The sequence below is a fragment of the Streptomyces sp. NPDC044061 genome (assembly GCF_056434305.1).
Genome location: NZ_JBWKFL010000002.1, coordinates 287,194 through 305,808, shown reverse-complemented (window position 1 = coordinate 305,808; position 18,615 = coordinate 287,194). Strand labels below are relative to the sequence as shown.

Genomic DNA, 18,615 nt, shown 5'->3' with positions numbered 1-18,615 from the left:
CCTCTACGGATGCCGCTCCTCACCGCTCCGGCTGTGCCTTGCACTACGGCGGTTTTCAAGAGCGTTGCGGTATCGCGCTGAAACCGTCCTCTGACCTGCATCAATGCCACAAGCTGGCTGCATGATCGGTACCTTGGCCCACAGATGGCCCACGGCGCGTACATCGAACCCAATGGGAGCGCACGGCGAGGGCCACCATGGTCGCGTATTGGGTGTTCCTGCTCGTGATGGCACCGTTCGTTCTTGCAGCTTCGCTATGCAGGAAGAAGGCGTAGGGCGACCAAGACCCCGGTCCGGTGGAGAGAAACACCCCACCTTGCCCGACCGCTAGCCCTGGATGGAAACCCGTATGGCCCGGGGCCGCTGACCTGCGGCTTTACTGCTAGCGGCTGCGGCTCGTCTGTCACTGTCGGTCACCGTTGGTCGCCTCGGGGGGCCTCGGACGGCCCAGAGACGGCCCAGCCCCACACGCTTAGAAGGGTGCGGCCTTGCCCAGCGAGCTACCCAAGGTAGTGATCACCGGCCCCGCCGCTCGTTGGCCGCCTGAGGCAGAGCCTGGATGGGTGCGCCGGCAGCAAGGTGCTTCCCCCGCAGCCAGAGCACCTCGTACAGGTCCTCGGCGCTGGCCCGGTCCAGTCGGAGAACAACGTCATCGGTCATGGCGGCAAGCTACTGAAATTGAACCCGTGATGTCGGCGATGGCGCTCTTGTGGCCGTCGCCGACATCACGTGGAGGCCGTCGGGGTCGGTGTCAGTGGACCGGTTCGAGATGGTCGGCGTCCGGGCGCTCGGCGCTCAGGTGGGCGGTGAGGAAGCGGGCGGCGCGGTCGAGTGCGGCGTCCGCCTCGTCGAGGCGGCCGTAGTGGTGTTGGAAGACGTGGGGGAGGCCGGGGCCGACTTCGAGCGTGACCTCGACGCCGTCGGCGCCCGCGCGGCCGGCCAGCCGGACCGCGTCGTCGAGGAGCACCTCGTTCGCCCCGACCTGCACGAGGAGTGGGGCCAGTCCGGTGAGGTCGGCGAGCACCGGACTGGCCAGGGGATGCGCCCTGTCGCCTGCGCCGACGTAGAGATCGGCGCAGGCACGCACGTCGGCCTCAGTGAAAATGGGGTCGGCGCTCTCCTTGGAACGGATGCTTCCTCCAGCGAGGGTGAGGTCGGCCCAGGGGGAGAAGACGACCACGGCTGCTGGTTGCGGCAGCCCGGCCTCCCGGGCGGCGAGCAGCGTGGCGATGCTCAATCCACCACCGGCGGAGTCACCGGCCATGACGAGGTCCCGTGGGTCGGTGCCCGACGCCAGCAGCTCGCGGTAGGCCGCGAGCCCGTCGTCGACAGCCGCGGGGAAAGGGTGCTCGGGCGCCAGCCGGTAATCGACCGACGTCGCGCGCAGCCCGGCGCGGCGGGCCAGTTCACCGACCAGCCCTGCGTGGGTGTCCGGTGAGCCGATGACGTAGCCGCCGCCGTGCAGGTAGAGCAGTCGGCCGCGGCCGGAGGCTTCGGCCGGCTCCAGCTCCAGTGTCGGCCGCCCGCCCAGGACGGTCCTGCGGGTGACCACGCCCTCCGGCGTGGGGCGGGTGACAGCTGCGGCGAAGCCGCTGCGCTGTTCCTCGGGAGTGGGCCGTGTCTCGCTGCGAGGGGCGGAACGGAGTATGGCGTCCAGGGCGTCGCGCTGCTGTCGGGACATGCGGGGCCTCCATGGGTCGGGGTGCGACGATGAATTCCTTGGAATCCATCTGCCCGACCCCAACCGGATTCCAAGGAAGATGATTCCTGGGAATCCACTGGAGCTAATGTGAGCCATATCACCCCGACCTTCACCGACCTGGTCCGTGTCGAGACCCGGCTCTACAACGCGGTGAACACCCGGTTGCGCGACGAACAAGGGCTGGGGTTGGGACAGTTCGAGCTCTTGGAGATCATCGACCGCGTGCCGGGATGCCGCGTTCTCGACATCGTCGGCGAACTGGCGATCACCGTGGGGGCCGTCAGCAAGGCGGTCGACCGGCTGGTGGCTGCGGGCTGGTGCCTGCGGGTCGCGCACCCCCAGGACCGCCGTTCGTCCGTCCTCCGCCTCACACCCGCGGGTGAGAAGCAGTTGTCCGCTTCCCGCCCCATTGTCGAAAGCGAGCTCATCTCACTGACCGCGGCGGTTCCCCCCGACGACCTCGCCCGCATCGCCTCAACCCTGGCCATCCTTCGCGCAACCCTCGAGGCGGGCACCCACGGCCGGCCGGGATGAGGGGACATGACCGGCGAATGGCATCCGACCCCCCAGAGTTGAGTGACGCTGCTTGGCCCCGCAGGGCCGACATCACGAATTCAATTTCAGTAGCCGACCAGCAGCGCCGTGTGGCCGTGCGCTTAGAAGATGCGGGCACGCTGTGGTGGGGCGGTCGGATGGTTCCGTGCTGCTCCCGTGCCGGGCCGCCAAGCAGCCGCTCGCAACGGGGCCGTGGGCCGCACTTATCCCCGGCTCATCGCCCCGACCCGAGCGGCGCTCAAAGCCACGGGCCGGCCGTACGTGATCGAGAACGTGGCCGGCAGCTGAACGTGTACACGCACTTGTGGGAGGCGGAGGAAGGCCGGACCGCCGCCATGATGGAGGCCGCGCTCGGCGATGTGCCCTGAGAGTGCCCTAGGAGGGGCGGCGGATGTCGAGTTCCCAGCTCAGGGTGTTGCTCTTACACCCTGTGCGGGGGTGCCGCCCCTCCGGTGTGCCGTCATACCAGCGCGGCCTGCCGGGTCAGTGGCAGGCGGGCGTGGTCGAGGGCGGCGTCCATGCGGGCCGCCTGGCCCTGGGTGAACATGAACATGGCCGCGTCGTCGGTGTAGTCCATGTAGTTCATGAACATGTCGCCGCTCGGCGCGTTGCCGCACGTCACATGGGGGAAGGCGGGCGAGCCGAGGTTGGGTCCGGCCTGGTTGGGCGTGTCCGACACGAAGTCGCTGCCGCTGCAGCCCTCGTCGTCGTCGCCCCAGATGTGCCGCAGGTTCAGCCAGTGCCCGATCTCGTGCGTGGCGGTGCGCCCGCCGTTGAACGGTGCGGTGGCCGTGCCCGTGGTCCCGAAGCCGGTGTGCGTGATGACGACTCCGTCCGTGGAGGCGGCGCCGCCCGGGAACTGGGCGTACCCGAGCAGTCCGCGCCGCAGCTGGCACACCCAGAGGTTGAGGTAGGTGTTGGCCGGCCAGGCGTCCATGCCCCCGCTGAGCGAGAACTTGACCATGTCGTCCGTGTCGAAGTCGCGGTGGGGGGTGTGGGTGCGGGTGATGCCGTCGGTGGGGCGCCCGAGGGAGTCGGTTCTGGCGAGATGGAACTCGACGCGGGCATCGGCGGCGAGGTCCCGCCACACGTCCGGCACTCGCGTGATGTCCGGGTTGGCGGCCCGGTAGTCCTGGTTGAGGACGTCGATCTGGCTCTGGATCTGGGCCTCGCCGATGTCCTGCTCGGGCGTGTTGAAGACCACGTGCACGACGACGGGGATGTCGATCACGCCCTGCCGTGCCGTCGTCTGCTGTGCCCGTTCGTAGGCGAAGGCGGTGTTCTCGATGGTCGCGCGGTTCGCTGCGTACTCGGGGTTCCGGTCGAGGAGTCTGCGGTGCACCTCCATCGCGCCGCACCAGCGGCTGTACTGGGCTGAGGTGGCACGGAGGAACGACTCTGCGTTGGACATGGCTGTGCCTTCTCGAAAATGGCTGCGAAGGAACGCTGTTCCGGCGGGGAGCGGTCACCCGCTGAGGGGGCTCTCGCCGCTCGAGTGCGATGGAGCGAGGGCCCGGTGCGGCAGCTGTACACCAGCCGATGTCTTCTACACTAGGCCTGACTCCACAAAACGGTCAATTTGTAATAAATCCAACGTCGGTGAGGTGGTGGGACCATGGGCGCGCTTCCCCCGGGCCTGTTCCGCTCCTGGGTGCACTCCTTCGAGGAGGACACCGGGGATGTGACGGTCTATCGGCCGGACGACCACCCCTTCCCGCCGGCGCGGGGCCGCGGTGGGCTGGAGTTCGCCCCGGATGGTGTCTTCGTCAACCATCCGGTGGGCCGCGGCGACGCGCCGGACGCCGTGCCCGGCCGCTGGCGCCTCGTGGACGACCGGCATCTCGTGGTCTCCTACCCCGCGAGCGACGGGCGGCAGCGCGAGCGGGAACTGGAGATCGTGGACTGCGACGACGAGGTCCTGCGGATCCGCTGGATCCGTACGGATCAAAGGTGAAAGATTCAACCTCCCTTCGTGGACAGGAGTTCGGCGAATGTCCGGATGGCACACACGCGACCTGCCGGACCAGACCGGGCGCGTCGCCGTCGTCACCGGAGCCAACAGCGGGCTCGGCTACGTCACCGCCCGCGAGCTGGCCCGCAAGGGAGCCCGGGTGGTGCTCGCCTGCCGGAGCGGGAGGCGGGGTGAGGAGGCGGTCGAGCGCCTCCGGGCGGAAGTGCCCCGAGCCGCCGTCGAGCTCGCACGGCTCGATCTCGGGGACCTCGCCTCCGTGCGGGACTTCGCGGGCCGGCGGCCGTACGAGCGGATCGACCTGCTCGTCAACAACGCCGGTGTGATGGCACTGCCCCACGGGACCACGGTGGACGGGTTCGAGACGCAGTTCGGGGTCAACCACCTGGGGCACTTCGCGCTCACCGGACTGCTGCTGCCCGCCCTGCTGGCCACGCCGGGCGCCCGTGTCGTCACCGTCTCCAGCCTGATGCACGCCCTCGCCAACATCGACCTGCGCGACCTCAACAGCGAGCGTCACTACCGGCGTTGGATCGCGTACGCCCGGTCCAAGACCGCCAACCTGCTCTTCACGCACGAGCTGGCGCGCAGGCTCGCCGACCGCGGCGGCGACGTCGTCGCGGCCGCCGCACACCCGGGATACGCCGCCACCAACCTGCAGACCGCCGGGCCACGGGCCGAGGGGCGCAGGGGCGCCGAGCGGGCCATGGAGATCGGCAACCGGCTCTTCGCCCAGCCGGCCGAGGCGGGCGCGCTGCCCACGCTGTACGCGGCGACCGCGGACGGTGTACGGCCGGACTCCTTCCTCGGGCCCTCCTTCGCGATGTGGCGGGGTGCGCCCGCGCCGTCCTGGCGGGCGCCCTGGACGCTCAACGACGCGGCGGCGGGCAGGCTTTGGGATGCCTCCGTGCGACTGACCGGGGTTGATTTCGGCGCTCTCGAGGTGTGACACACCGCCACAACGCCCCCTCCGTGTGTTCGACGAGCCCTCCGGCGGACGCGCCGCTCACAGGGAGCCGCCGCTGTCCACCACCAGGTCGGTGCCGACGGGCGAGGCCGCGGCGGCCGAGGCCAGGTGGAGGACGGCGGCGACCTCCTGGGTGCCGGAGATCCCGAGAATCAGAGCGATCGCACCTCGTACGTCGGCACCCGCACCGACTCGTCGTCCAGGCAGTGCCCGGTCGCCAGGTCGAAGCGCTGCTTCAGCAGCGGGGACGCCACGAACGGGCGGCCCAGGTGGGTGCCGGTCAGGCCGCGGGAGAGGACGGCCGCGCCGGTGAACGGGTCGCGGTTGCCGATGGCGTACAGCCGGTCCGACCGGTCCCGGAACAGGGCCGCCTGGCGGCCGTCCGGGAGCAGGGCGGCCACCCCGCGTCCGGGTGCCAGCCGGTGCAGGTCGCAGACGGTGAACCAGCCGTCCTCCAGCTGGAGCTGGACCTTCAGGTCGGTCGTCTCGAGTGCCAGGGTCATCGCTGGGCGCTTCCTTCCAGGACCTCGTCGGCGGTTCGCATGCCGATGGACAGCAGTGGCAGGTCGGGCTTCATCTGGTCGCGCTCGGGAACGAAGGCGACGACCGGGTCCGGGGTGTCCGGGGCGTTCACGAAGGACACGAACCGGGCCAGCTTCTCGGGGTCGTTGACTGTCTCGGCCCACTCGTCGCGGTAGTGCGCGACGTGGGCCCGCATGAGCCGCTCCAGCTCGTCGCAGATGCCGAGCGAGTCGTGCACCACCACGTCCCGTACGTGGTCCAGGCCGCCCGGGATCCGCTCCAGCCAGGTCGAGGTGCGCTCGAGGCGGTCGGCGGTGCGGATGTAGAACATCAGGAACCGGTCGATCAGCCGGACCAGTTCGGCGTCGGACAGGTCCTGCGCCAGCAGATCGGCGTGGCGCGGGGTCGCGCCGCCGTTGCCGCCGACGTACAGGTTCCAGCCGTTGGCGGTGGCGATCACCCCGAAGTCCTTCGACTGGGCCTCGGCGCACTCGCGCTGGCAGCCGGAGACCGCCGACTTCAGCTTGTGCGGGGAGCGCAGCCCCCGGTAGCGCAGCTCCAGGTCGATCGCCATGCGGACCGAGTCCTGGACGCCGTAGCGGCACCAGGTCTGGCCCACGCACGACTTCACGGTGCGCAGCGCCTTGCCGTACGCGTGCCCGGACTCGAAACCGGCGTCGACCAACCGCGCCCAGATCAGCGGCAGTTGCTCCACCCGGGCGCCGAACATGTCGATCCGCTGGCCACCGGTGATCTTCGTGTAGAGGCCGAAGTCCCGGGCGATCTCACCGATCACGATCAGCTTCTCGGGCGCGATCTCCCCACCGGGGATCCGCGGCACCACCGAGTACGAGCCGTTCTTCTGCAGGTTGGCGAGGAAGTGGTCGTTGGTGTCCTGCAGGGCCGCCTGCTCACCGTCCAGGACGTAGCCGCTCGCGCCGATCGCCGGGGCGAGCGAGGCGATGATCGAGCCGACCGCCGGCTTGCAGACCTCGCAGCCGTCGCCGCCCGGGGCGCCCTCGCGGCCGTACCGGTCCAGCAGGTCCCGGTAGGACGTGATGCGCAGGGCGCGGACGATCTCGTACAGCTCCTCGCGGGTCTGGGAGAAGCAGCCGCACAGGCCCTTGTCCACCTCGACGCCGCTCGCCTCCAGCTCGGCGTCGACGAGCTGGCCGAGCACCTTGACGCAGCTGCCGCAGCCGGTGCCGGCCTTGGTGCACTTCTTCACCTCGGGCACGGTCACGCAGTTGTGCTCGGTGACCGCGCCCCGGATCGTGCCCTTGCTGACGTTGTGGCAGGAGCAGATGATCGCCTCGTCCGGCAGGGCGGACGGGCCGAGCTGGGCCCCCGAGTCCGCTCCGGCGGGCAGGACGAGGGACTCGGGGGAGATGGGGGGCACCGAACCCGTCAGCGCGCGCAGCGTGCCGTACGCTTCCGCGTCGCCGACCAGGATGCCGCCGAGCAGCGTGCCGTCGCGGCCGATGACCAGCTTCTTGTACAGGCCCGCACGGGAGTCGGAGTAGACGACGTCCAGGCAGCCCTCGGCGGTGCCGTGCGCGTCGCCGAAGGACGCCACGTCCACGCCGAGCAGCTTCAGCTTGGTGGACAGGTCGGCGCCGGTGAACGTCAACTGGTCGGTGTCGTCCTCGGCGATGGCCGCGGCGGCCGTCTCGGCCTGCTCGTACCCCGGGGCCACCAGGCCGTACACCCGGCCGTCCGCGGCCAGCGCGCACTCGCCGATCGCGAACACGTGCGGGTCGGTGACCGTCCGACACCGCTCGTCGACCGTGATGCCGCCGCGCTCGCCGACCGCCAGGCCGCAGTCGCGGGCCAGTTGGTCGCGGGGGCGGACACCGGCGCTGAACACCACCAGGTCGGTGGCGAGTTCGGAGCCGTCGGACAGCTTCATGCCGGTGACGGCGCCCGCGGCGTCGGTCACGATCTCCTGGGTGCCCACGCCGGTGTGGACCGTCAGGCCCATGTCCTCGATGGTCCGCAGCAGCGCCGCGCCACCGCCGTCGTCCACCTGCACCGGCATCAGGCGCGGCGCGAACTCCACGATGTGCGAGGTGAGTCCGAGGCCCTTGAGGGCACCCGCCGCCTCCAGGCCGAGCAGTCCGCCGCCGACCACGGCACCCGTGGTCGCCTTCGTCCTCGCGTACTCCTCGATCGCGAGCAGGTCCTCGATCGTGCGGTAGACGAAGCAGCCGGTGGCGTCCTTGTTCGGCACCGGCGGCACGAACGGGTAGGAGCCGGTGGCCAGGACCAGGACGTCGTAGTCGACGACCAGACCCGAGCGTGCGGTCACCCTCCTCGCCTCGCGGTCGACGGTCTCAGCGGGGTCGCCGACGTGCAGTTCGATGCCGTGGTCCTTGATGAACCCCATGTCGGTCAGCGAGAGGTCCTCGGCCGTCCGGCCGGAGAAGTACGAGGTCAGCTGGACGCGGTCGTACGCCGGGCGCGGCTCCTCGCAGAGCACGACCACGCGGTGCGTGGCGGTCAGGCCGCGCTCGGCGAGCGCTTCGAGGAAGCGCTGGCCGACCATGCCGTGGCCGACGAGCACGATCGTGGGGGTGGGCCCCGGGGTGGCGGTCATTCAGGAGCCTCCATCGTTGGTGAGCAGGTGGAGCAGCGGGCCGTCCGTCGGGAGCGGCTCTGCTCCCTCCCAGGCGCGGGCGAGCGCGCCGACGGTGCCGAGTTCGCCGACGAGGACCCCGCCGACCAGGCGGTCGTCGCGGACGACGACCTTGCGGTAGGTGCCCCGGGTGGCGTCGGTGAGCTGTACGACGTCGTCGCCGGGACGGGCCTCGGTCTCACCGAACGCGGCGAGGTCGAAGGGGGAGCCGGGACCGGTGAGGGTCAGCCGGGTCAGCGAACGGGTGCCGGTGTAGCGGGCGTTCGGGTCGCCGGCCAGCAGCTCGGCGAGGGCGTCGGCCTGTTCGAGGGCCGGGGCGGCGAGGCCGTACAGCATCCCGTCGTGCTGGGCGCAGTCGCCGACGGCGTGGATGTGCGGGTCGGAGGTGCGCAGTTCGTCGTCGACGAGGACGCCCTTGTGGACGGCGAGGCCCGCCTGCTCGGCGAGGCCGGTGCGCGGCCGTACCCCGCAGGCGAGCACCACGAGGTCGGCGTCGAGCGCGTACCCGTCGGCCATCTCCACCGAGCGGACCGCGCCGCCGACCGAGTGCACGTCCCGCACCCGGCACTCGGTGTGCACCTCGACGCCGAGGTCCTTCAGATGCCGCAGCACCAGCCGGGAGGCGTTCGGGTCGAGCTGGCGCTCCATGAGCCGCTCGGCCTGCTGGGCGAGCACCACCTGCGCGCCGCGCACGGCCAGCGCGCGGGCCGCGGAGACCCCGAGCAGCCCGCCGCCGACGACGACCGCCCGCACACCCGGTCGTACCGCCTTGGACAGGCCCAGGCAGTCGTCCATCGTGCGGAACGCGTGGACGCCCTCGGGGAGCTGGTGGTCGGGCGTGAACAGACCACGCAGCGGCGGCAGCACGGGGTTGGAGCCGGTGGCCAGCACCAGCGTGTCGTATGCGATCGGCGCGCCGTCGGCCCGGTGCAGCCGCCGGGCCGCGCGGTCGATGCCGGTGATCCGGGTGCGTACATGGCCGCCGGGCGCGGGGAGGGCGATCACCTCCGGCGCGTACCGGCCGGCCAGCACCTCGGCGAGCAGGACCCGGTTGTACGGCGGGTGCTCCTCGTCGCCGACGAGCAGCGCGGGCGTGCCCAGCTCACCGAGCCGCCGGGCGAGCCGTGCGCCCGCGAGGCCGGCGCCGATCACCACCACACGCGTTTTCGAGGTCATGCATCGCAGCGTGCGGCCCCGACGTTACCCGGTCGCATCACTCCTGTTTCCCGTGAGGAACGCTGCCCTCAGCGGGGGCGGCCAGGGGGTGTGAGGGTCCCGAGCGCACGCCGGTGAGCGCTGTGAGGTGACTGGTGAGGCGGCCTGTGAGGCGGCTTCGACCAGGCGTTCGGCCCAGACGCCGCTCGGATGTGCCTAGCTCCTGTCCTGGGAGGACGCCCGGCTGCCCGTCAGATGGGCGAACACCACCACGTTGCCCTGGTAGCCGGTGGTCTTCGAGTAGCCGCCGCCGCAGGTGATGACGCGCAGCTCGGGGCGCTTCGCGGCGCCGTAGACCTTGTCGTCGGGGAAGTTCCTCGCCGCGTACACCTCCACCGCGTCCACGGTGAACACGGCCACCGAACCGTCCTGGCGGTCCACCTCGATGATCGCGCCGCGCTTGAGGGCGCCGAGGTCGTAGAAGACGGCGGGGCCCTCGGTGTTGTCGACATGGCCCGCGACGATCGCGGTGCCCGTCTCTCCGGGCGTGGTGCCGGCCTCGTACCAGCCGGCGAGGTTCTTCTTCTCGGCGGGCGGCACGTCGAGGCTTCCGGCGGAGGTGAGCGCCAGGCCCATGAGGGCGGCGTTCACGCGGATCGCGGGGATGCGGATGCGGGTGGGCGGGGACGGTTCGAGCGCGGCGGCCGTGAGCCGCTCCTCACCCGGGTCGGGCCGGCCCTCGGCGGCCGTCGGCTGCGGCGGCGCGTGCGTCCCGCTCCCGGCGCCGAGCAGCCACACCGCCGAGCCGAGGGCGACGACGGTGACCGCGGCTATCGCGGTGTCCCCGATCCTGCGCATACGAACCCCTCTTCCGGAGGCGGACCTCCTGCGAGGCGGGGACCGGGCGGGTCCCCGAGGTGGGCCCCCAGCCCCCTCCGGGCCGCGAGGGGCATCGGACCCGGAGGGGGCGGGGACTTGCGGTACCGGTGGACGGACAGCGGAGGGTGTCCGTCAGATCCCGTCGCCTCTCGCCCGGCGATGCAGGAGCCAGGTACCGCCCGCGGCGGCGACGGCCAGAGCCGCCACACCCGCCGTGGTATGCACGGGGTCGGTGCCGAGTGCGCCACCGACCCCCGTCTTCACACTTCCCCGCGGCTGCACCTGCTCGTGCGCCGCGGTCAACGCCACCACCAGGTCGCCCGTGACCTGCTTGGACCCCTCCGCGCACCTCGCGACGATCTCGTACGTCCCCGGCTGCGCGCTCGGCGGCACCCGGAACTGGCCGATCGCCTCGCCCTCGTGCGTGCTGGGCGCCAGCGTGAAGGTCCCGGCGCCGACCGCGCCCGCGTCCCCGATCGCCGAGCCCTTGTCCCCGCACGCCGCGGTGTTCACGGTGACCTGGCTGCCCGGGACCGTCGTCGACGGGTACACCTGCAGGCTGTCGGTGAGCGCGCCGAGGGGGCGGGCCGGGGCCGAGAGCGTGAGCGCGCGCGCCTCGGCACCGTGGGCCGGTGCCGTGGCGAGTCCCGCCGTGGCCACGGCGAGCGCGGTACCGGTCAGCAGACGGGCGGTGCGTCGCATGGTGCTCCCCTGAGCTTGTCCGACTCGTTCAGGGGTGCGCCCCTGCCCTTCCGAGGTAAATGGCCCTCGGCCCGGTCCGCTTCCTGAGAGCTCGTCAGGAATGTGGTGAACGGGTGACTCCCGTGGCACCCACACAGCCCAGCGGGATCACGTTCCGGCAGGTCATGAGGGGTGCGTGAAGCGCCCGAGACAACAAGTATGAAAAGAACACGAATGGAGCGACGGGCGCCGGTGAACGGGTGACGGAGCCCTCGCATCGCCCCCACCGGCCCACCCGCGTCCGCCGTGGCCGCGCACACCGGAGGGCCGGTGCCCGTTCAGGTACCGGCCCTCCGCCCGCAAGCCGGGCCTCAGTTCACGTTGACGCCGCTCCACGCCGCCGCCACCGTGTTGTACTCCGTGCTCCCCGCGCCGTACAGGTCCTTCGCCGCGTTGAGGGTCGCCGTCCTCGCTCCCGCGTAGTTCGTGGAGGACGTCATGTAGACCGTCAGCGCCCGGTACCAGATCTTGCCGACCTTGTCCCGGCCGATGCCGGTGACCGTCGAGCCGTTGTAGGTCGGCGAGTTGTAGCTGACCCCGTTGATGGTCTTCGCGCCGCTGCCCTCCGCGAGCAGGTAGGCGAAGTGGTTCGCGACGCCCGAGGAGTAGTGGACGTCGAGGTTGCCGACCGAACTGCTCCAGTAGTCCGCCGAACTGCCGTCCTTGGAGGGCTTGTCCATGAAGCGCAGGGCCGGCTTGCCGAAGCCCGACTTCACGATCTTCTCGCCGATGAGGTAGTCACCGGGGTCGGAGGAGCTGTTCGCGTACCACTCCACCATGGTGCCGAGGATGTCGGAGGTGGCCTCGTTGAGTCCGCCGGACTCGCCCGAGTAGGTCAGGGCGGCCGTCTTCGACGTCACCCCGTGGGTCATCTCGTGCCCCGCCACGTCCAGCGCGACCAGTGGCCCGAAGGTGCTGCCGTCGCCGTCGCCGTACGTCATGCAGAAGCAACTGTCGTCCCAGAAGGCGTTGTTGTAGTTGCTGCCGTAGTGGACGCGGTTGTACGAGCCCTTGCCGTCGCCCGCGATGCCGTTGCGGCCGTGGACGTTCTTGTAGTAGTCCCAGGTCTCGTTGGTGCCGTACTGGGCGTCGACGGCGGCCGAGGAGCGGTCGGTGTTGCTGCCCGAGCCCCAGTGGTTGTCGGCGTCCGTGAACAGGGTCGCGGGGGCCCGGCTGAAGCAGATGCCGAAGAAGCACAGGTCGGTCTTGCCCTCGGCGTCACCGGTGTAGGTGTTGCCGCGCGTCGGGTCCTTGAGCTGGTACGACGACCCCGACTGGGTCGTCTCCAGCGGAACCGTGCCGCTGTAGAGCGACTTGCCGTCGCCGGTGGCCGTCTCGATGCTGTCCCAGGCGTCGATCTGGGCGCCGGTGCGGGCGTCGGTCAGCACGGTCCGGGCGACCGGGTTGCCGAGCGAGTCGAGGCCGACGGCGTCGGTGCGCCAGGCGAGCTTCGGCGTGCCGTGCAGGGCGTCGACGACCAGCTCCGGCTTGGCCTTCACCTTCTTCAGCGTCTCGCCGAGGTTGGCGGCGCGCAGGGCGTTCACCGCGAGGTCGGCGGCCTTGGGGCCCGACACGGCGGGGATGATCGAGGACAGCGAAATGTGGCTTCTCGTCGCCCGGTCGGCGCTGCGGAAAGCGCCGTCCGGAGCCAGGTGGACCACGAAGTCGCCGCCGAGCACGGGGAGGTTGTGATAGGTACGGTCGTACCGGACGTGCTGGGTGCCGTTCCGGTCCACGACGACGTCGCGGACGCTGGTGTCCTGGGCGGTGGTCAGGCCCAGACTCGCCGCGTGCGCCACAAGGGCCGAGGCCGCGTTCTCGACGGCGGTGGCCCGGGTCGGCCGGGCGTCGGCGTGTGCGGCGGGGGAGAGGGCGGCGGCCAGCAGGGTCGCGGTCGTGACGGCGACGCCGGCGGTGGCGAGACGACGGGATCCTCGGACGTGCTGACGTATCCGACTCATCTGTCTCCTTGGGGAGGCGCCTTCGAGGCGTGGGGGTGGCGCTGACGTTCCTGAGATTTAAGAGGCCATGACATGGCATGTCCATAGCGTCTTCATGGAGATGTGTGGGGACCCGGAGGGGGTACAGAATCGTTTCCGTGATCGCTCCGGACCACCGACACCCCCTGCCGTTCTTCGTCTACGGCACCCTTCGCCCCGGCGAGCCCAACCACGACCTGTTCCTGCGCGGGCGTACGGGGTCGGAGGAACCGGCCCGCCTGACGGACGCGGCCCTCTACGACGGCCCCGGCTACCCCTACGCCGTCGAGGAGCCCGGAGCAGGGGCGATAAACGGCGAGCTGGTCACCGCGCTCCCGGACGCCTACGGCCCCCTGCTCGCCGAACTGGACCGGCTGGAGGAGTACGTGCCGGGCGACCCCCGCAACCTCTACGAGCGCGTCGCCCGGGACGTACGGCGCCCGGACGGCAGCCCCGTCCGGGCCTGGGTGTACCTCGCGGCGGCGCCCGTCGCCGCCCGGCTGCGCACACGCGGCACACGCATCGAGGACGGCGACTGGCTGTCCCGCCGCTGATCAGCCCAGCAGCGTCAGCCCCTCGGGCACGGCGATCCCGAACTCCTCCGCCACCACGCGCCGCGCCTCCGCCTCCCCGGTGAGCTCGCGCTCGGTCACCGTGCCGTCGGCACGGGTCTCGACCAGCCGGGCGCCGTCCAGGGCGAGATGCCCCTCGGGAGTGGTCCGCTGCAGATAGGGGCGGTGGGTGAAGGGGGAGCGGGGGTTGGTCCCGACGTGCCAGTTGAACACCTCGAAGTCGGGCGCGGCGAACGGCTCCAGCGTGAACGCGTACTGGCTCACCCAGTCCCGCACGTCCCAGTCGTACGCCTGCAACGCCCACAGCTCCAGCGGCCCGTCGTACGGCGGCTGCACCAAACGGTGCCGGCGCCCGCCGCCCTCGAACTCCTCCCCGACGGCCAGCGGCACCGGAGCCAGCAGCGCCCCGGCCGCCCCGAAACCGACGTCCGCCAGATACGGCCGCGGCTCACCCGGCACCTCCACGCGCAGCATCATGTGCGTACGCGGACGGCTCTCGGGATTCGGGGCACCCAGCACGACCCGGCCTGCCAGCCCGCCCACCCGGAGGCCGAGCGCCTCCAGCGCCAGCCCGAGCAGGGTGTTGTGCTCGTAGCAGTAGCCGCCGCGCCGGCCGTGCACCAGCTTGGCCAGCAGATCCGCCGGGGCCAGGGACGGGGCCCGGCCGCCCAGGGCGTCCAGGTTCTCGAAGGGGATGCTCAGGGCGTGCGCGAGGTGCACACCCCGCAGGGTCCCGAGACGGGCCTGCCTGTCGCCCTCCCATCCGATGCGCTCCAGATAGGCGTCGAGGTCGAACCGCTCGCTGTCGGACATGCCTGAAACCCTAAGCCGGGCCGCCCCGCCGTGACCGCCTCCCCGGGACGGAGACCGCGCTACTCCTGTGGTCCCAGGGCTTCCACCCGGACCGCGCACGTCTTGAACTCCGGCATGCGCGACGTCGGGTCGAGCGCCGGGTTGGTGAGGGTGTTGGCCCGGCCCTCGCCCGGCCAGTGGAAGGGCATGAAGACGGTGTCCGGGCGAATGCCGGCGGTGATGCGGGCGGGAGCCACGGCGCGGCCGCGCCGGGAGACCACCGCCACCGGGTCGCCCTCGGCCGCCCCGAGCCGGGCCGCGAGGCGCGGGTGGAGTTCCACGAACGGGCCGGGTGCGGCCGCGTTCAGCTCGGCCACCCGGCGCGTCTGCGCGCCGGACTGGTACTGCGCGACCACCCGGCCGGTCGTCAGCAGCAGCGGGTACTCGGCGTCCGGCTCCTCGGCGCTCGCCCGGTGCGTCACGGCGACGAACCGGGCCCGGCCGTCCTCGGTGGCGAACCGGTCGAGGAAGAGACGCGGGGTGCCGGGGTGCGCGTCGGAAAGGGCGGGGGAGGAGCCGCCGGCCTCGGCGTCCCGGGCCGGGTCGTCGGGCAGGCCGTCGAGCAGTGTGTCCTCGCCGTCCCCGGCGGGGTCCGCCGGACACGGCCAGAACACCCCGTTCCCCTCCGCGAGCCTGCGGTAGCTGATCCCCGAGTAGTCCGCCGGACCGCCCGCGCTCGCCCGGCGCAGCTCCTCGAAGACCTCCTCGGGGTCGGCCGGGAAGCCCTTCTCCACGCCGAGGCGGGCGGCCAGGGCGTGCAGGACCTCCAGGTCGCTGCGGACGCCGGCCGGCGGGCCGACCGCCCGGCGGCGCAGCAGGACCCTGCCCTCCAGACTGGTCGTCGTCCCCGTCTCCTCGGCCCACTGGGTGACCGGCAGGACGACGTCCGCGAGCTCCGCCGTCTCCGAGAGGACCACATCGCACACGGCCAGGAAGTCCAGTGAGCGCAGCCGCTCCTCGACGTGCGCCGCGCGCGGCGCCGACACCACCGGGTTGGAGCCCATCAGCAGCAGTGTCCGGACGTCCGTGCCCAGGGCGTCCAGCAACTCGTAGGCGCTGCGCCCCGGCCCGGGCAGGCTGTCCGGGTCCACACCCCACACCTCGGCCACGTGCCGCCGCGCCGCCGGGTCGTCCAGCTTGCGGTAACCCGGCAACTGGTCGGCCTTCTGGCCGTGTTCGCGCCCACCCTGCCCATTGCCCTGCCCGGTCAGGCAGCCGTACCCGGACAGCGGACGGCCCGCGCGGCCGGTCGCCAGACACAGGTTGATCCAGGCGCCCACCGTGTCCGTCCCCTTGGACTGCTGCTCCGGCCCCCGCGCCGTCAGCACCATCGCCGACGCCGGTTCGCAGAACAGCCGTACGGCCTCCCGTAGTTGTGGGACGGACACCCCCGTGATCCGCTCCACGTACTCCGGCCAGTGCCCCATCGCCGCCGCCCGGGCCTCCTCCCAGTCGGCCGTGCGCTCCCGGATGTACTCCTCGTCCGTGCGCCCCTCGGCCACCACCAGGTGCAACAGACCCAGTGCCAGCGCGAGATCCGTCCCCGGGCGGGGTGCCAGGTGCAGGTCGGCCTGCTCGGCGGTCTTCGTGCGGCGCGGGTCGACGACGATCAACGTGCCGCCGTTCTCGCGCAGTTCGCTGAAGAAGCGCAGCGAGGGAGGCATGGTCTCGGCGAGGTTGGAGCCGACCAGGATCACGCAGCCGGTGCGCGGGACGTCCTCCAGCGGGAACGGCAGGCCCCGGTCCAGACCGAACGCCTTCGTGCCGGCGGCCGCCGCCGACGACATGCAGAAGCGGCCGTTGTAGTCGATCTGTGAGGTGCCCAGCACCACCCGCGCGAACTTGCCCAGCGCGTAGGCCTTCTCGTTCGTCAGCCCACCCCCGCCGAACACCCCCAGGGCATCGGCGCCGTACCGCTCCCGGGCCGACCCCAGCGCGCCGGCGATCCGGTCCAGCGCCTCCTCCCAGGAGGCGGGCACCAGCCGGCCACCGGAGCGCACCAGCGGCGAGGTCAGCCGGACCGCCGACGACAGCACCGCCGGTGCCGTACGGCCCTTGCCGCACAGCGCGCCCCGGTTCACCGGGAAGTCCGGCCGTTCGGTCACCTCGACGCCCCCCTGCGGCAGGGGCGTGATGTTCATCCCGCACTGCAGGGCGCAGTACGGGCAGTGGGTGGGCGTCGAGGTGGTCTCCATGCGGACCAGCGTGCTTCGGGCGTGTTACGGCCCGGGCCCGCTCCCGGTTACACGGCCGGGACGGCCACCTCCCCGCGCCGGCCCGGGCGCCGTGAGGGCGACCGCCGCCGCTCGGCGGCGAACCCCGGGCCGCCCCGGGTCACCGGCCCGCCGCGAGCGCCCGCGCCACCCCGGGCTCCTTCCGGCCGAGGAACCGCGGATCCGGCTGGAACAGCGCGTCCAGCGCCGCCTTGCCGGCCGCGAACACCTCACGCGTGCCGCCGTAGTACCAGGTCGCGTCGTGCTTGGCGGCCACGCCGACCCCGTACGACTCCACGCCCGCCGCCTCGCACAGCGCCACCGCCCGCCGGATGTGGAAGCCCTGGCTGATCAGCACGGCCCGGTCCACCCCGAAGATCTCCTTGGCCCGCACACAGGAGTCCCAGGTGTCGAAACCGGCGTAGTCGCTCACGATCCGCGCGTCCGGCACCCCGTGCTTCCTGAGGTAGGCGCGCATGGCGTCCGGCTCGTCGTAGTCCTCGCGGCTGTTGTCCCCGGTGACCAGGACGACCTTGATCCGGCCCGTCCGGTACAGCCTGGCCGCAGCGTCCAGCCGGTGCGCGAGGTACGGCGACGGCTCCCCGTCCCACAGCCCGGCCCCGAACACGACGGCGACGTCGGCGCGTGGTACGTCCGCCGTGGTCCGCAGCCGGTCCGCCGTCGACACGTACAGCCAGGTGGCCGGCAGCAGCGCCAGCACGCACCCGGCCATCACGGCCTGCACCAGCCGGCGCCGCCCCTTGCGGGTGCGCGGCAGCCGCGGCCGACGGATCTTCATACGGTCCCCCAGGAATCGGTTCCGACCATGGAGGACGCGAGCCACGGCGATCCGGTTCGCCTCACATCGTGCATCCGTACGACGTGAACCCGCGGAAAATACCCGTGACGACCCGGCAACGGCCACGCAACCTCCCGCCGTCAGGATCGTTCCATGACGGCGTCGAACCCTCCTCGCGACGAGTCCACCATCCACCTCGACAGCACGGCGCACCTCATGAACAGCATCAGCAGCCAGCTCGCCGGCCGGCTCAGGCTCGTCTCGCCGATCGGACGCCGCCGCCCGGCCCCGGCCGCCCTCGTCCTGGTCGCCCACGGCAGCCGCGACCCGCGCGCGCTGGACACCGTACGGGCCCTGATGGACCGCGTGCGCGAGCTGCGCCCGCGGCTCCCCGTGCACCTGGGCCACATCGAGCTGAACGAACCCCTGCTCCCGGACACCCTCGCGGCCCTCGGCGACACCCGCGCCGTCCTCGTACCGCTCCTTCTCGGCCGCGGCTACCACGTCAAGCGGGACATCCCCGAGATGGCCGCGGCCGCGTCGGCACACGCGCGCGTGGCCGACCCGCTCGGCCCGCACCCGCTCCTGGTGGAGACCCTCCACGCCCGTCTGATCGAGGCCGGCTGGCCCGCGAACACGGACGCGGGCACGCGCAGGACCGGGGCCGTCGTGCTCGCGGCGGCCGGCTCCCGCGACCGCGACTCCGCCACCGACACCCGGCGCACGGCCCGTCTCCTCGCCGACCGCCTGGGCGTCCCGGTGGTCCCGGCATACGCCTCGGCGGCGACCCCGACGGTCCCGACGGCGCTGCGGGCACTGGCCGCGCGGGGCCGCCACGCGGTGGCCGTGGCCTCGTACTTCACGGCACCGGGCCGGTTCGCGACGCAGTGCGCGGAGCAGGCCCCCTGGATCGCCTCGGCTCCCCTGGGAGCCCACGAGGCGATGGCCCGCCTGGTCCTCCACCGCTACGACCAGGCACGGGCGACGACGGAGGCGGAACTGGCCTCGGCCTGAAGCGCGAGGCTCTGAAACCGAACCCGGCACACCACCGGGCGCCCGGCACCCCCCGATTGTC

17 protein-coding genes are annotated in these 18,615 nt (G+C 72.0%); 5 read left to right on the top strand and 12 right to left on the bottom strand.

Going from position 1 to position 18,615, the window contains the following annotated elements:
- Positions 1-516: 516 nt before the first annotated feature.
- Together AC07CM_RS03890 and AC07CM_RS03885 are read right to left on the bottom strand one after the other, a co-directional pair.
- The gene (locus tag AC07CM_RS03890) at positions 517-660 is read right to left on the bottom strand and encodes a hypothetical protein (RefSeq protein ID WP_478874723.1); all 144 of its coding nucleotides are present in this window, start codon (positions 658-660) and stop codon (positions 517-519) included.
- 91 nt (positions 661-751) lie between these two features.
- The gene (locus AC07CM_RS03885; protein WP_478874722.1) at positions 752-1,681 is read right to left on the bottom strand and encodes an alpha/beta hydrolase; all 930 of its coding nucleotides are present in this window, start codon (positions 1,679-1,681) and stop codon (positions 752-754) included.
- Between the two features lie 108 nt (positions 1,682-1,789).
- On the opposite strand from AC07CM_RS03885, the gene AC07CM_RS03880 reads away from it, so the two are divergent.
- Complete coding sequence (locus AC07CM_RS03880) at positions 1,790-2,236, top strand: MarR family winged helix-turn-helix transcriptional regulator (RefSeq protein WP_478874721.1); 447 nt, start codon at positions 1,790-1,792, stop codon at positions 2,234-2,236.
- A 481-nt stretch (positions 2,237-2,717) separates the two neighbouring features.
- Here AC07CM_RS03880 and AC07CM_RS03875 read toward each other — a convergent pair whose 3' ends face one another.
- Positions 2,718-3,668 carry a zinc metalloprotease gene (locus AC07CM_RS03875; RefSeq protein ID WP_478874720.1) on the bottom strand — a complete coding sequence of 317 codons (951 nt, stop codon included), beginning with the start codon at positions 3,666-3,668 and terminating at the stop codon, positions 2,718-2,720.
- A gap of 204 nt (positions 3,669-3,872) precedes the next feature.
- Here AC07CM_RS03875 and AC07CM_RS03870 point away from each other — a divergent pair, with 204 nt between their 5' ends.
- Positions 3,873-4,211 (top strand): hypothetical protein, encoded by a 339-nt coding sequence (locus tag AC07CM_RS03870; RefSeq protein WP_478874719.1) that lies wholly within the window; start codon positions 3,873-3,875, stop codon positions 4,209-4,211.
- 37 nt (positions 4,212-4,248) lie between these two features.
- A complete protein-coding gene (locus AC07CM_RS03865) occupies positions 4,249-5,175 on the top strand; it encodes an oxidoreductase (protein WP_478874718.1) in 927 nt (308 codons plus the stop codon).
- Positions 5,176-5,345: 170 nt separating this feature from the next.
- On the opposite strand, the gene nirD is transcribed toward AC07CM_RS03865, so the two are convergent.
- From nirD to AC07CM_RS03835, 6 genes are all read right to left on the bottom strand, one after another.
- Positions 5,346-5,696, bottom strand: a complete 351-nt coding sequence (nirD, locus tag AC07CM_RS03860; RefSeq protein ID WP_478874717.1) for a nitrite reductase small subunit NirD — start codon at positions 5,694-5,696, stop codon at positions 5,346-5,348.
- Positions 5,693-8,311, bottom strand: coding sequence for a nitrite reductase large subunit NirB (gene nirB / locus AC07CM_RS03855; protein WP_478874716.1), 2,619 nt, complete (start codon positions 8,309-8,311; stop codon positions 5,693-5,695). Before nirB ends, nirD begins: the two co-directional genes overlap by 4 nt.
- Complete coding sequence (locus AC07CM_RS03850) at positions 8,312-9,526, bottom strand: NAD(P)/FAD-dependent oxidoreductase (RefSeq protein ID WP_478874715.1); 1,215 nt, start codon at positions 9,524-9,526, stop codon at positions 8,312-8,314.
- Between the two features lie 195 nt (positions 9,527-9,721).
- Positions 9,722-10,363, bottom strand: a complete 642-nt coding sequence (locus AC07CM_RS03845) for a class F sortase (RefSeq protein ID WP_478874714.1) — start codon at positions 10,361-10,363, stop codon at positions 9,722-9,724.
- A 153-nt stretch (positions 10,364-10,516) separates the two neighbouring features.
- The gene (locus AC07CM_RS03840; protein ID WP_478874713.1) at positions 10,517-11,086 is read right to left on the bottom strand and encodes a hypothetical protein; all 570 of its coding nucleotides are present in this window, start codon (positions 11,084-11,086) and stop codon (positions 10,517-10,519) included.
- A gap of 350 nt (positions 11,087-11,436) precedes the next feature.
- Positions 11,437-13,086 carry a M4 family metallopeptidase gene (locus AC07CM_RS03835; protein ID WP_478874712.1) on the bottom strand — a complete coding sequence of 550 codons (1,650 nt, stop codon included), beginning with the start codon at positions 13,084-13,086 and terminating at the stop codon, positions 11,437-11,439.
- A gap of 137 nt (positions 13,087-13,223) precedes the next feature.
- On the opposite strand from AC07CM_RS03835, the gene AC07CM_RS03830 reads away from it, so the two are divergent.
- Positions 13,224-13,658 carry a gamma-glutamylcyclotransferase family protein gene (locus AC07CM_RS03830; protein ID WP_478874711.1) on the top strand — a complete coding sequence of 145 codons (435 nt, stop codon included), beginning with the start codon at positions 13,224-13,226 and terminating at the stop codon, positions 13,656-13,658.
- On the opposite strand, the gene AC07CM_RS03825 is transcribed toward AC07CM_RS03830, so the two are convergent.
- From AC07CM_RS03825 to AC07CM_RS03815, 3 genes are all read right to left on the bottom strand, one after another.
- Positions 13,659-14,489, bottom strand: coding sequence for an arylamine N-acetyltransferase family protein (locus AC07CM_RS03825; RefSeq protein ID WP_478874710.1), 831 nt, complete (start codon positions 14,487-14,489; stop codon positions 13,659-13,661). It lies immediately after the preceding gene.
- A 59-nt stretch (positions 14,490-14,548) separates the two neighbouring features.
- Positions 14,549-16,723: a molybdopterin oxidoreductase family protein gene (locus AC07CM_RS03820; protein ID WP_478874709.1), complete on the bottom strand. Its 2,175-nt coding sequence runs from the start codon at positions 16,721-16,723 to the stop codon at positions 14,549-14,551.
- Between the two features lie 139 nt (positions 16,724-16,862).
- Complete coding sequence (locus AC07CM_RS03815; RefSeq protein ID WP_478874708.1) at positions 16,863-17,540, bottom strand: SanA/YdcF family protein; 678 nt, start codon at positions 17,538-17,540, stop codon at positions 16,863-16,865.
- A 153-nt stretch (positions 17,541-17,693) separates the two neighbouring features.
- On the opposite strand from AC07CM_RS03815, the gene AC07CM_RS03810 reads away from it, so the two are divergent.
- Positions 17,694-18,554 carry a sirohydrochlorin chelatase gene (locus tag AC07CM_RS03810; RefSeq protein ID WP_478874707.1) on the top strand — a complete coding sequence of 287 codons (861 nt, stop codon included), beginning with the start codon at positions 17,694-17,696 and terminating at the stop codon, positions 18,552-18,554.
- The last annotated feature ends 61 nt before the right edge of the window (positions 18,555-18,615 follow it).

Excerpts from the sequence above, each read along its gene's own strand:
- AC07CM_RS03810 (WP_478874707.1), top strand. The coding sequence starts at position 17,694 with ATGACGGCGTCGAACCCTCCTCGCGACGAGTCCACCATCCACCTCGAC.
- AC07CM_RS03840 (WP_478874713.1), bottom strand. The coding sequence starts at position 11,086 with ATGCGACGCACCGCCCGTCTGCTGACCGGTACCGCGCTCGCCGTGGCC.
- AC07CM_RS03825 (WP_478874710.1), bottom strand. The coding sequence starts at position 14,489 with ATGTCCGACAGCGAGCGGTTCGACCTCGACGCCTATCTGGAGCGCATC.
- AC07CM_RS03815 (WP_478874708.1), bottom strand. The coding sequence starts at position 17,540 with ATGAAGATCCGTCGGCCGCGGCTGCCGCGCACCCGCAAGGGGCGGCGC.
- nirD (WP_478874717.1), bottom strand. The coding sequence starts at position 5,696 with ATGACCCTGGCACTCGAGACGACCGACCTGAAGGTCCAGCTCCAGCTG.
- AC07CM_RS03890 (WP_478874723.1), bottom strand. The coding sequence starts at position 660 with ATGACCGATGACGTTGTTCTCCGACTGGACCGGGCCAGCGCCGAGGAC.
- AC07CM_RS03845 (WP_478874714.1), bottom strand. The coding sequence starts at position 10,363 with ATGCGCAGGATCGGGGACACCGCGATAGCCGCGGTCACCGTCGTCGCC.
- AC07CM_RS03835 (WP_478874712.1), bottom strand. The coding sequence starts at position 13,086 with ATGAGTCGGATACGTCAGCACGTCCGAGGATCCCGTCGTCTCGCCACC.
- AC07CM_RS03870 (WP_478874719.1), top strand. The coding sequence starts at position 3,873 with ATGGGCGCGCTTCCCCCGGGCCTGTTCCGCTCCTGGGTGCACTCCTTC.
- AC07CM_RS03865 (WP_478874718.1), top strand. The coding sequence starts at position 4,249 with ATGTCCGGATGGCACACACGCGACCTGCCGGACCAGACCGGGCGCGTC.
- AC07CM_RS03820 (WP_478874709.1), bottom strand. The coding sequence starts at position 16,723 with ATGGAGACCACCTCGACGCCCACCCACTGCCCGTACTGCGCCCTGCAG.
- AC07CM_RS03885 (WP_478874722.1), bottom strand. The coding sequence starts at position 1,681 with ATGTCCCGACAGCAGCGCGACGCCCTGGACGCCATACTCCGTTCCGCC.
- AC07CM_RS03875 (WP_478874720.1), bottom strand. The coding sequence starts at position 3,668 with ATGTCCAACGCAGAGTCGTTCCTCCGTGCCACCTCAGCCCAGTACAGC.
- nirB (WP_478874716.1), bottom strand. The coding sequence starts at position 8,311 with ATGACCGCCACCCCGGGGCCCACCCCCACGATCGTGCTCGTCGGCCAC.
- AC07CM_RS03850 (WP_478874715.1), bottom strand. The coding sequence starts at position 9,526 with ATGACCTCGAAAACGCGTGTGGTGGTGATCGGCGCCGGCCTCGCGGGC.